Source organism: Anaerostipes hominis (ex Lee et al. 2021) (assembly GCF_002270485.1).
GTDB lineage: Bacteria > Bacillota > Clostridia > Lachnospirales > Lachnospiraceae > Anaerostipes > Anaerostipes hominis.
Genome location: NZ_NQOG01000001.1, coordinates 341,029 through 353,328, shown reverse-complemented (window position 1 = coordinate 353,328; position 12,300 = coordinate 341,029). Strand labels below are relative to the sequence as shown.

At 43.5% G+C, this 12,300-nt stretch carries 13 protein-coding genes and 1 pseudogene; 8 read left to right on the top strand and 6 right to left on the bottom strand.

Features of this window, described 5'->3' with window-relative positions; translation table 11 throughout:
• The first annotated feature begins 10 nt into the window (after positions 1–10).
• A complete protein-coding gene (locus CI597_RS01765) occupies positions 11–946 on the top strand; it encodes a glycosyltransferase family 2 protein (protein ID WP_024726605.1) in 936 nt (311 codons plus the stop codon).
• Positions 947–964: 18 nt separating this feature from the next.
• Positions 965–2,119: a CDP-glycerol glycerophosphotransferase family protein gene (locus CI597_RS01760; RefSeq protein WP_235824516.1), complete on the top strand. Its 1,155-nt coding sequence runs from the start codon at positions 965–967 to the stop codon at positions 2,117–2,119.
• Between the two features lie 499 nt (positions 2,120–2,618).
• On the opposite strand, the gene CI597_RS01750 is transcribed toward CI597_RS01760, so the two are convergent.
• A complete protein-coding gene (locus CI597_RS01750) occupies positions 2,619–3,107 on the bottom strand; it encodes a sporulation initiation factor Spo0A C-terminal domain-containing protein (RefSeq protein ID WP_024726607.1) in 489 nt (162 codons plus the stop codon).
• A 129-nt stretch (positions 3,108–3,236) separates the two neighbouring features.
• Here CI597_RS01750 and CI597_RS01745 point away from each other — a divergent pair, with 129 nt between their 5' ends.
• Entirely contained in the window at positions 3,237–3,965 is a 729-nt protein-coding gene (locus tag CI597_RS01745) for a helix-turn-helix domain-containing protein (protein WP_024726608.1), read from the top strand.
• A 57-nt stretch (positions 3,966–4,022) separates the two neighbouring features.
• The gene (locus CI597_RS01740; RefSeq protein ID WP_024726609.1) at positions 4,023–5,189 is read left to right on the top strand and encodes an SAM-dependent methyltransferase; all 1,167 of its coding nucleotides are present in this window, start codon (positions 4,023–4,025) and stop codon (positions 5,187–5,189) included.
• 62 nt (positions 5,190–5,251) lie between these two features.
• Here CI597_RS01740 and CI597_RS01735 read toward each other — a convergent pair whose 3' ends face one another.
• Positions 5,252–6,274 carry an LCP family protein gene (locus CI597_RS01735; protein ID WP_024726610.1) on the bottom strand — a complete coding sequence of 341 codons (1,023 nt, stop codon included), beginning with the start codon at positions 6,272–6,274 and terminating at the stop codon, positions 5,252–5,254.
• 10 nt (positions 6,275–6,284) lie between these two features.
• On the bottom strand, positions 6,285–7,712 hold the full coding sequence (locus CI597_RS01730; protein WP_024726611.1) for an undecaprenyl-phosphate glucose phosphotransferase: 1,428 nt from the start codon (positions 7,710–7,712) through the stop codon (positions 6,285–6,287).
• Positions 7,713–7,887: 175 nt separating this feature from the next.
• On the opposite strand from CI597_RS01730, the gene CI597_RS01725 reads away from it, so the two are divergent.
• The 4 genes from CI597_RS01725 (at position 7,888) to CI597_RS01710 (ending at position 11,506) form a co-directional block, all read left to right on the top strand.
• Positions 7,888–9,150 (top strand): S1C family serine protease, encoded by a 1,263-nt coding sequence (locus tag CI597_RS01725; RefSeq protein WP_024726612.1) that lies wholly within the window; start codon positions 7,888–7,890, stop codon positions 9,148–9,150.
• Positions 9,151–9,244: 94 nt separating this feature from the next.
• Positions 9,245–9,721, top strand: a complete 477-nt coding sequence (locus tag CI597_RS01720; RefSeq protein ID WP_024726613.1) for a DUF5721 family protein — start codon at positions 9,245–9,247, stop codon at positions 9,719–9,721.
• A 13-nt stretch (positions 9,722–9,734) separates the two neighbouring features.
• Entirely contained in the window at positions 9,735–10,589 is an 855-nt protein-coding gene (locus CI597_RS01715) for a DUF368 domain-containing protein (protein WP_024726614.1), read from the top strand.
• A gap of 80 nt (positions 10,590–10,669) precedes the next feature.
• The gene (locus CI597_RS01710; RefSeq protein WP_024726615.1) at positions 10,670–11,506 is read left to right on the top strand and encodes a DegV family protein; all 837 of its coding nucleotides are present in this window, start codon (positions 10,670–10,672) and stop codon (positions 11,504–11,506) included.
• A 132-nt stretch (positions 11,507–11,638) separates the two neighbouring features.
• Here CI597_RS01710 and CI597_RS01705 read toward each other — a convergent pair.
• From CI597_RS01705 to CI597_RS01700, 3 genes and pseudogenes are all read right to left on the bottom strand, one after another.
• Positions 11,639–12,052 (bottom strand): annotated as a pseudogene (locus CI597_RS01705) (DUF5131 family protein); the annotation flags it as partial.
• Positions 12,053–12,088: 36 nt separating this feature from the next.
• Entirely contained in the window at positions 12,089–12,154 is a 66-nt protein-coding gene (locus CI597_RS19665) for a hypothetical protein (protein WP_412215836.1), read from the bottom strand.
• Positions 12,147–12,290, bottom strand: a complete 144-nt coding sequence (locus CI597_RS01700; RefSeq protein ID WP_420313782.1) for a cysteine-rich KTR domain-containing protein — start codon at positions 12,288–12,290, stop codon at positions 12,147–12,149. The genes CI597_RS19665 and CI597_RS01700 overlap by 8 nt, the downstream gene beginning before the upstream one ends.
• Positions 12,291–12,300 lie beyond the last annotated feature (10 nt).

Genomic DNA, 12,300 nt, shown 5'->3' with positions numbered 1-12,300 from the left:
GGGTAGGGCTATGGTTACAATTCTATTAGCAACATATAATGGAGAGGATTATTTGAAGGCTCAATTAGAATCCATTGCTTCCCAGACATATGGTAATTGGAGGCTTATCACAGGAGACGACGGATCCTGTGACGGGACTCTGAACATCTTGAGAGAGTTTAAAAAGCGCTATCCGGACCAGGTGAAGATCATAAAAAATGAGCCTGCCACCGGAAGTGCCAAGAATAATTTTATCAATCTTCTGAGAAATTCGCACGGACCGTATTTTATGTTCTGTGACCAGGATGATGTGTGGAAACGGGATAAGATTTATGAGACGATGAAGAAGATGGAAGCCATGGAGGAACGGTATGGGAAGGATACGCCGATCCTTGTACACACGGATCTTTCAGTGGTAGACGAAAATCTGGAGATGATCGCAGAATCCTTCTTCCAATATGCAAACCTGCCCAAAAGGATTGCATTAAACCAGCTGATCGTACAAAATTCTGTAACCGGATGCACAGCAATGATTAACCGGGCACTTCAGAAGTATTTTCTGCAGCCGCTTCCTATGGGGAAAATTCTGATGCACGATTACTGGGCGGCTCTTGTCGCCAAGATTTTCGGGAGGATTGCCTTTGTCAATGAACCTACGATGTATTACAGGCAGCATGGAAATAATTCCGTGGGAGCGAAGAATTCAAAGAATCCTGTGTTTTTAATGCAGAGACTCAAAGAGGGCAAAGAGTCCTACCGGAAACAGATGATTAAATCTATGGAGCAGATCCAGGGATTTGTAGAAACCTATGGGGAAGAAATCGAAGGACTGGATGAATATAATCTTTTGAAAACTTATGGGAATCTATATTATAGAGGAAAGATGCGCAGACTTTACTTCTACCGGAATCATCAGGTTCTGAAAGAAGGGAAAATCCGTAAGCTGATGCAGTGGCTGTGGGGTTAAGATGAGATGAAAAGTGGTATGAAGCTTATACTGAAATATATTGTAATGTACTTGTCGTGTCTTTGGCCCAGGAGCAGAAAGGTATGGGTGTTCGGTGCCTGGCTCGGACAGCAGTTTGCCGATAATCCTAAATATCTTTTCATAGAAGCAAACCAGATGGAAGGAATCCGCCCGGTCTGGATTACGAAAAATCCCCAGGTTGTCAGGGAAGTGAGGGCGCTTGGCTATGAGGCCTATCTGTTTTCTGACCGGAAGGGGATTCTCTGTCAGCTCAGGGCGAAATATGCGGTGATGTGCAATGGGATCAGTGATCTGAATCATGCATTTCTCGGCAGAGCCGTATTTTTGAATGTCTGGCATGGAGTTCCGCTCAAGAAGGTTGGATATGATGATACCAAGGAAAAAGACTGGGACAGCAGGGGACAGAGGATCCGGCGTAAAATTCAGCAGTTTCCTCTGGGAAGAGAGTATGTGGTAGCCACGAGCCGGACCTTTTCCGAGATTTATAAGAGTGCATTCCGTCGTCCCGCGGAGCAGATCCTTACTTATGGACAGCCCAGGAATGATTTCTTCTACGATGATGAGGAGCTTTTCCCGGTGAATGAAAAACTGAGGAAGCGGCTTGAGGGACAGAACGTAGTCCTTTACGCGCCAACACACCGGCAGGAAGGGAAGACTCCGTTTCCTTTGAAGGAGCATTTTGACTTAAAAGGCCTGGATGAATTCTGCCGGGATCATCAGATACTGTTTATCATCCGCAGACATTTTTATCATATCCATGAGGATGTAGATCTTTCGGATTATTCCAATATTGTAGACATGACAAAGGATTCGCTGGATATTCAGGAGCTGCTGATAGAAACGGATATACTGATCACCGATTACTCCAGCACATATATCGACTATCTGCTGCTGGACCGCCCGGTCATTTTCTATGATTTTGATTATGACAGCTATATTGAAAAGGACAGGGAGATGTATTTTCCTTATGATGAAGTGACACCGGGGATCAAGGCCGGGACCTTTGATGAATTAATGAACGGCATGAGTCAGATAGTCTCAGGAATTGATGATTTTAAGGAAGACAGAAAAAAAGTCAGGGACCTTTTTTATTGTAAAAGAGGACAGAGGGAAGTGGGCAGAGCGCTTCTGGAAAAGATGCAGCTTTTGTAGGTGATATGCAGACGAAAAATTCCATATGCAGAAAAAGAGACAGTGAAAAGCTGATTCTCCGTAGATGAAACGGAGGATCAGCTTTTTCTTTTATTTATCAGGAAAGACTTTGTTTTTGATCTTTCTTACCTGATGGGAAATAGCCTGGTTGAGGGTAAAGAAAGGGGCATGGTGTTCTTGAGATAAGGTAAGAGGAATCATGCAGTAAAAAAGGAGGAGAAACATATGAGAGCGGCTGTCTATTATGCACCAGATGATTTGAGAATGGAAGACATGGAAACCCCTGAGAAACCGGACCAAAAAGCGAATCCAGATCGCACATCCGGATTTCCGTCAGATACTGGCCGAAGACTATGAGCAGAGATTCCATGAAAGCTGGAGTATGGATGAATAGAAGAGAAATATTTAAGAAATGCCGTCCTTTATCCGGAAGTAATACCCGGGTAAAGGACGATTTTATGAACGGTCATTCTAAATAAAAGAAAGCTGATAAAATAATTTAATATTCTGAGAAATATTCAGCCAGCTGAATAATAAACTGACTGTTTGTAGGACGTTCCAGCGTGAATGTCTGAGTTATGCTCCAGAATAATTCTTTGTTTCCCTTGTTCCAAACAGTGTCGATGGCATGGCGGATCGTCCTCTCTACACTGGTGGACGTGGTATGATTCTGCTCTGCAATATACGGATACAGACGTTTTGTAATGCCGTCAAAAACCGAAGGATCCCGCACTCCTTTTTCAATTGCCTGTCTCAGGTAGAGGTAGCCTTTCAGATTCGGGGTGATGCCCAGCTGTTTTAAAAGTTTGCTGATCTTTCCGGAAAGGTCCAGATGCTGAGTTCCGGAAACTGTCTGATTTAACAGCTGGTTAATGTGAATCACGTGAGATGTGGTGTCAGGTATAGGTGCCCTATCCTTTGAATGGATGACCGAAATTTGTAAAATTGTATCATCTGACAGTACCAATTGAAGATTTTCGTTTTGCATGATATACTCCCCTTATAAAGATAATGTTGGTTCCTTAGATTATGTAATCATGTTCATTATAGAGAATAATGAGGAATATTGTCAACTTATGGAGCAATGGATTTATTCCATATTTGGAAGGTTAAGCGGATGAATTATAAAAAACTAAAGGAAATTATGCAGTCAAAAAATTTTACTGTGGAAGAACTGTCAAAAATCAGCAGGATTCCGATAGGAACTTTATCAAAAATTGTATGCGGTATTACACCAAATCCCAGGTATAATACGATGGAAGAAGTGGCGGCCTCCTTAAATTGTTCTCTGGATGAGTTTTCCAACAGAGAGCCAATGGTGCCATACAGTTACGAGGATTATATTCAGAAGTTCAAGAGACTGCCGGCGCATCAAAAAGAATATATCAAATATGTGATCAATCTGGAATATGACAAAATGGTGTCTCTGACATCGTCAGGTAAAAAAGCTATGAAATGTTTTGAATTTACCAGTGTGGAGGATGGGCTGGCCGACTATGGGAGCCAGAAAGTACATGATGTATGGGTGGAACAGAATCCGCTTACAAGGGAATGTACATTTTTTGTATGGGTGCGCACAAGCAATCTGGAACCAAAGTTTTGCAGAAATTCAGTTCTGGGTTTTCAATATCTGGATGGACGTCTGCCGAAGCATGGAGAGATATGGATGTTTCTTCGGGCCGGATATTTATGCATAGGACGCTATTTTAAGAGACACGGCGTCCAGTTTCTGAGATCATTAAACGGCACCATAGATGATGAATTGATCACCAATTCTCTGGAATATAAGAGAGTCGGAAGATACGTAGGAACGATCGATATTCCCGATTTGACATCCACCGTTTAAAAGCTGTAAATCTGTCAATACTCAAGATATGACGTTAGAAAGGGTGTGACAGAGCATATGAAGCTGGAAGAAAAAGCAATTCTCCATTTTTTGGACAGATTTGATGAGACTCCGTTTCTTGTTAAAATCAGAGAAGAAGAGTATACAATCGGGCACGGAAATCCCAGGTTTTCCATTATTTTTAAAAAAGAGCCGGATCTGAAGGAGATGATCACAAGTACGTCTCTGGCGCTGGGAGAGGCATATATGCGGGGTGATTTAGAGATCGACGGGGATCTGTATCAGGCCCTGTACTATTTTCTCGGACAGATGGGGAACTTTTCTGTGGATACCAGAGTATTAAGGAAACTGATGTTTCCGTCTCTGGGGAGAAGAAAGCAGAAAGAAGACGTCGCATCGCATTATGATCTGGGAAACGACTTTTACAGTCTCTGGCTGGATGAGACTTTAAATTATTCCTGCGGGTATTTTGAGAATGAGCAGGACACGCTTTTTGATGCACAGAAAAAGAAGACACAGAGAATACTGGAAAAGCTTTATCTAAAAGAAGGTATGGAGCTTTTGGACATTGGATGCGGCTGGGGATATCTTCTCATAGAGGCCGCAAAGAAATATAAAATCCGGGGCACCGGGATCACACTGAGCAGAGAACAACAGCAGGGATTCGAAAAGAGGATCAGGGAAGAAGGACTTGAGGATTACCTGCATGCTGAACTGATGGATTATCGTGATCTTGCGGGATATGGGAAAAAATTTGACCGGGTTGTCAGCGTGGGTATGCTGGAACATGTGGGACGAGATCATTATGAACTGTTTTTCCAGTGTATCAAAAGGGCGATGAAGCCAGGAGGGGTGTTTCTCCTGCATTTTATCAGTGCGCTGGAAGAACATCCGGGAGATCCATGGATGAAGAAATATATTTTCCCGGGAGGCGTGATACCGAGTCTGCGGGAGATCACCAGCCTGAGCGCCAAGTATCGTTTTTATTTACTGGACGCAGAGAGTCTGAGGAGACATTACAATAAAACGCTGCTGTGCTGGGATAAGAATTTTAATGAGCACAGAAGAGAGATCGAAGAACGGTTCGGAGAGACATTTTCCAGGATGTGGGATCTGTATCTTTGTGCCTGTGCGTCAACCTTTCAGAATGGCATCATTGATCTGCATCAGCTTTTATTTACCAATGGGATAAATAATGAACTGCCGATGACCAGATGGTATTGATGTATAGAATGATATAGAAAAAGGTATTCCGCAAGTCGTTTTGACTTTGGAATACCTTCTTTTTAATATCCGATTACATTTATAATCTTTTGGTTGATCCGTCCCAGTTCATCGCTGACCTGATAGTTTTCAGTGTCAAACAGGTATTGATGTACCTGGACAGCATTTTCTTTCAGAGTTGTTGGAAAGCCATACCATACTCCGAGATACTTGTATTCCCTCTGATCAAACGGGAATCCTTTTTGACCCTTAATGTCATAACGGAAGATAGACAAGAGCATAGAGAACAGTTCTTTCTGGTCCATATTGGTTTTGATCTGGGGAAGAATCTTATCCATGGCGCCCATCAGGCCAAATGGATTTTTTTTGCCTTTGGCAAAGATCTTTTGAAGAACTTCACGCTGCCGTCCGGCACGGGCAAGGTCGCCTCCTGCCGTATAGCGGATTCTCGAATATGCGACGGCCTGGTTCCCATCCAGTGTCTGTACTCCGCCGGTCTTTATCTTGGGGGAATCGCCTCCGTTTAAACGGTTCATATCACCGATATAGCTGTTCAGATTTTTTAAAATAGAGGAATCAACCTTTACTTCTATGCCGCCGATGGAATCTACGATGTCCGCAAGAATTTTGAAGTTTACGGTCGCATACTGGGTTATGTTCAAATCCAGATTCCGGTTGATGGTGCTGACGGCAAGTTCTGGACCTCCCATGGAATATGCTGCATTAATCTTTGTGTAGTGGCCGTTGACGCTCACATAAGTGTCCCGGTAGATGGACAGCATCTTGATCTCTTTTGTCTGATTGTTGATGCTGACAACGATAATGGAATCAGAGCGGTTGCCGCGGTCCGACATACTGCCGGTCTGGGAATCAATGCCGAACAGGGCAATATTGGTGTAATCTTTCATATTGGCATCCTCATGGACCGTGACCAGTTTGCTCTGATTCATTGGTGTGGAATTGATCTTGCCCAGTTTCGTGTAGGAAACTCCCAAGATCACGCCGATCAGAACAACGATCAGGAAAAGTAGGATAAAGATCCAGCGGATATGGGAATGCCGTCGTTTTTCTGCTTTTACGCCCATAAAAAACCTCCTAGTATGCGTTTTTGTTGATAAATCCTTTGAAAACGGTCAGAAACAGGATTTTAAAATCCAATGATAAGGTCCAGTTTTCAATATAATAGAGATCGTGCTCGATCCTGCCGCGGATGGATGTATCACCGCGGAAACCGTTGACCTGGGCCCAGCCTGTGATGCCCGGGCGGACCTGATGCTTGATCATATAGCGGGGGATCTCTTCCTTAAATTTTTCTACAAACAGCGGACGCTCCGGACGGGGCCCCACAAGGCTCATATCTCCCCGTAGAACATTATAAAACTGAGGAAGCTCGTCCAGACTGGTGTGACGGATGAACCTGCCGAACGGGGTCACCCGCGGGTCGTTTGGTCTTGTCCACTGAGTGGCTTCTTTTTTTGGATCCTGAACACCCATGGAACGGAATTTGTACATCTTAAACGGTTTGTTGCCAAGCCCGACTCTTTCCTGCGCAAAAAAGACCGGTCCCGGTGAGCTGCGTTTTACCAGCAGTGCGATGATCAGCATCGGAATAGCCAAAATGACCAGGGCACAGGCAGATCCGATGATGTCAATGATCCGCTTGGCAATACGGTTTACGACGTTTGTCAGCGGCACATTGCGGATATTGATGACGGGAAGACCGTCCAGATCCTCGGTGTATGGGTTTGTGGAAATAAAGTTATAATAGTCAGGTACAAATTTTGTATGGACACCGGACTTTTCACAGATGGCCACCAGTTTTTCCAGCTTTTCGTATTCATCCAGATTCAGGGTAATCGCCACTTCGTCCAGAGTAGTCTGGCTTAGGTAGTCTTCCAATTCGTTTAAAAGGCCGATTTTTTTGATCCCTCTGTATTCAAAGTTGTCGCTGATGGTATCATCAAAAATACCATGGATATAAAGTCCCCAGTGGGGATTGGCTTTGATGCGGTCAATGTAGGCGGCGGCAGAGGTACTGAAGCCGACCAGGACTACGTGTTTTAAATTTCGTCCGCTTTCCCGTGTTCTGTTCAGCACCTTTCTGATTGTGAAGCGGGAAAGAACTCCGATGACAAAATTAATAGAGAAAAATAAAAGCAGGAGGCTGCGGGGGAAGTTCTGCAGTTTTGTCAGGACAATGGCAACAGACCCGATGCCCAGGCCGATAAGATTTGCCTTAAATAGGTTTAGGATCTCACGGCTTCCGCGCTGATACCTTTTGGGGGTATATAGGCCGAAAAAGGCATATAATAAAAGAAGGATAATGATTGTAATAAAAACCGTCTTCTGGTAGTATGAAAATCCCAGTTCATATTTTCCGACAAAGAAAAATAGCTTAGAGACCCATGAATCCTTTCCCCATTCGAAGCGGATCTTATGTGACAGAAAAGCCGATAAATAAATACAGACCGCATCAATAAAAATATGCAGACGGTTTAAATAGGCTTGGTTTTGCTTAATCATTTGTTTTCTCCTCTTTACGATAATATTACACTGTACTTATTATAAGTGAAAAAGGGCAAAGGCACAATGGAATTATTTCTTATGTTTTTCTTAGTTTTATAACATTTAGAACACATTTTTTACACATTTATTTTGTACTATTTAAGCAAGTTAAATACGAAAGGAGATACAGGTTATGTACGAAGATATGAATTTTAATAATACAGAATATACACAGCCGGATCAAAATCAAAATAGAGGAAACGCAAACAAAACAGTCAGGAGGATTGCAAAACTTGCGGCTGCCGCAGTGGCTTTCGGACTGATTGCAGGAGTAACCATGCAGGGAGTCCAGTATGGGTTTTCTGCAATGGGCATCGGCAATGGAGGAACACAGCTGGCAACGACCAATACAACAAAAACCTCAACAAAGGGAACAACATCAGGAAAAGAAGATTTATCTACTGTGGCATCCAATGTTATGCCGTCCATCGTTTCTATCACAAGCAAGTATGAGACCAGTTCAGGATACCTTTTCGGACAGCAGCAGAATGAGAGCGAAGGAGCAGGTTCCGGCATTATCGTCGGTAAGAAAGACGGGTATCTGCTGGTTGTCACAAATAACCACGTCATCGCCGATGCACAGTCTTTATCCGTCGGATTCACAGACGGTACCAGCGCATCCGGTACGATCAAGGGATCGGACAATGACGCGGACCTGGCAGTTGTCGCAGTAAAGGTAAAGGACATTAAAGCTGCTACATTAAAAAAGATCAAGATCATCACACTCGGAAATTCTGATGACCTGAAAGTGGGAGAGCAGGCAATCGCCATAGGAAATGCACTCGGATACGGACAGTCAGTGACCGGCGGGTATATCAGTGCACTGAACAGAGAAGTGCAGCTGACGGATAAAACCATGACGCTTCTTCAGACAGATGCAGCGATCAATCCCGGAAACAGCGGAGGCGCTCTTCTCAACAGTAAAGGGGAACTGATCGGGATCAATACGGTAAAATATTCTTCCGAAGATGTAGAAGGAATGGGATATGCAATTCCGATCAATACGGCGAAACCGATCATTGATCAGCTGATCAAGCAGAAAACCGTAGATAAATCCGAGCAGGCATACCTTGGAATATCAGGCCAGACCATATCCAGCGATATGGCAGCGCAGATGGATATGCCTCAGGGAGCGCTGGTACGTCAGGTTGTCCGGAATTCACCGGCTCAGAAGGCGGGTATCAGTGCCGGAGATGTGATCATCAGCTTTGGCGGGGGCACGGTTTCTACAATGGAGGGACTGAAAAGCAAAATTGAGAGCAAAAAGGCCGGAGATACGGTAAAAGTTGTTGTAAAACGGCAGAATCAAATGGGGACTTACGAGAAGAAAACGATCAGTGTCAAATTGGAAAAAAAGACGGATGACGGCTCTTCAGGCAGTACACAGAATAACTAAGCGGAAACGGTTGAATTCTCAAAGCATACAAGTTACAATGAAAACGGGCGGCAGGCAGCCGTCCGTTTTTAACGTAACAGAAAAGAGGGTTCATATGATTTCAATTGAGATAGAACACATAAAATCTTTTATGGCCGGCTTTCTGACGGGGGACGTGTGTGACCAGTTTATGCTGTGCGAAGGCCGGCTGTCCATGGGGACCGTGTATGAATTTGACGGAAAAATGATGAAAGATTTTTATGATACAGACGAATGGGAAATACTGAAAGAGTATCCGTATATACCCTGGAAAATGGAGAAGCAGAGAATATTTGCCCTTATAAAGGGGAAAAAGACCCCTCTGTCTTTTCAGTTTGTGCTTATGCTGGCACCGAAACGAATGGAAGCCTTTCTTTTGAAATATAATATATCTGATAGGCCGCAGGAGATCGGAGGATTATTTTTAAATATTTATTTCGACAGAGAACATTTAAAGTGCACGACAGGAGTGTCAAGAAACACATTTGTTCCGGATAAAACCCTGGAGACAGCCTGGGATGAAGAGATAACAATATTTTTGAAAGGCAGATAGGAGGAGCGAGCCTATGAAATTATTAAAAGAGATTTGTCGGGGGATACTGATCGGGGTTGCCAATATCATTCCCGGGGTAAGCGGAGGGACCCTGGCGGTTTCTATGGGAGTTTACGATAAGATCATCTATGCACTCACACATATACGCAAAGAGTTTAAACAGAGCCTTAAAATACTGGTCCCTGTAGGCATTGGAGCAGTGATCGGACTTATAGGACTTTCCTTTGTCATTAAATGGCTGTTTGAGTATTATCCGATTCAGATAAACTTCCTGTTTATCGGTCTGATCATCGGAGGACTGCCTGCCATTTTTAAGAGAATGGAAGGAGAGAAAAAAGGTCTTTCTCATGGGATTGCATTTCTTTTTATGTTTGCACTGGTTGTACTCCTGCCACTTTTAGGGAGCAGCACGGCATCGGAAGTGATCCTGACTGCCGATCCTCTGATGATGGGGAAAATGTTTTTGATCGGGATTATTGCGGCGGCTACGATGGTCGTACCGGGAGTCAGCGGTTCGATGATACTTTTGATTCTGGGATTTTATCAGCCGATTCTCCGTGAGATCACACAGTTTATGATCAATCTGGCGACTCTGAATCTGTCCGGCCTCACTCACGGTATCCTGCTTCTGACACCTATGGCTGTCGGGATCATAGCAGGAGTGGTGATCATCGCCAAGATCATAGAATATTTGTTTGAACATTTTGAAGTCATTACTTTTGCGGGAATCGGCGGACTGATTCTTGGTTCTCCAATTGCAATTCTTTATGAGGCAAATTTTGATCATTTTAATTTGTTCTCAGGGCTGACGGGATTAGCTGCACTGGCTGCGGGCTGCATCTGTGCCTATTATCTGGGCGAAGATTAAAGGGTTTTCATTTATAGAAATATATGATATGATATGTAGTAATGAATACTATATCGGAAAGTTTTAAAAGGAGACGCCATATGAGTTTTAATATTGTCTGTGACAGCTGCACGGATTTGACAAAAAAAGATTTTGAGAAAGGATGCTATACATGGATACCTCTGACATTGCTGATCGGAGATGAAGAGATCATCGATGACGATACGTTTGACCAGCATTCTTTTCTGGAAAAAGTGGCAAACAGCAAAGGAGCCTGCAAGTCAGCCTGTCCGGCGCCGGAAGCTTATATGGAGGCATATAAAAAGGCAGATGATATTTATGCGGTGACTTTATCTGCAGAGCTGAGCGGATCCTATAACAGTGCCGAACTTGGGAAAAAATTGTATGAGGAGGAGCGCGGAGAAAAAAATATTCATGTATTTAATTCCAGAGGAGCATCCAGTACGCAGCTTCTCATAGCAAGAAAGATTTATGAATATGCTTCCGAAGGCATGCCTTTTGAACAGGTGGTAGAAAAGGTAGAGGATTACATCAAAGGGCAGAGAACTTTTTTTGTTCTGGAGACATTGGATGTGCTTCAGAGAAACGGAAGGCTGTCAAAGGTGAATGCAGTCCTTGCCACAGCTCTGAATATAAAGCCGGTTATGGAAGGGACCAAAGAAGGTATTATACAGAAGCTGGCACAGGCCAGGGGACCAAAGAAGGCATTGGCCAAAATGGTGGAATGCATTGTGAAAGAAGGACAGGACCTGACGGATCGGATTTTGGCCATTGCACACTGCAACTGCTATGAAAGAGCAGTGTATCTTAAGAAACTGCTCGAAGACAAGCTGGAAGTCAAAGAGATCGTCATAGTCGACACTAAGGGAGTCAGCAGCCTGTATGCATGTGACGGCGGTGTAGTTGTTGCATATTAGTTAATAGTGGAATGCAAAAGGAAACGGTTCGTCCCCTTCACATAAAGAAGTGGAGGGGACGAGGGCGGCTCTTACAAATTACGGTATGAGACTATGAAAAAAAGTCTGTAAATAAGATTCTTCTATGATAATGAAGGGCGAAAGTCTGTAATCAGCCCTATCTTGATTTTCAACCGTACACCCAACGGTAACATTTTCGTATCCGTCATTCCAATCGCTTGGAACACAATCCATAAAACGCTCAATCCGTTTTGTCAGAAAGATAAAATGCAGGTCGGAACGCTCTCGTATCATATTCCAACACTCTCCACGCCAACCGTCAGCGTCCTCAATCAGAAAATCAGTAGAAAAGCAGAGATACACCATCTGTCCCGATTTTATCTTGTATGCTCCCGATTTGTTTTTAGCAATAGGGGCGTAAAAGTTATCTGTCTTTACAATATTGTTTGTGTCAATCCTCCGCTTGTAATCGCCTTTATGGATATAACAGTATTTACAGCCCTCGCTGTGTTTGTGGCAGCCACGCCACGGATTCCACATTGCCATAAAATCCTCCGTTCTGGTGTAGTTCAAATAATATTATCAGTCCATCGCCTTTGTATCTGGTTCTCTGATAATTGCTATATGTAATTTTATTGCTTCAATCAAACTTTCCTGCTTGCATTTCGTAGCGTGGCAGGGAAAAATTTTTCAGTTTTGTATTTTCCTGTATCTGTACCCTTGTTTTGCTCCAACAGATAGGACAGCGTATCCATTCCTTTGGTATAGTTCTATTTGCTGCCATTTTGCAAAAC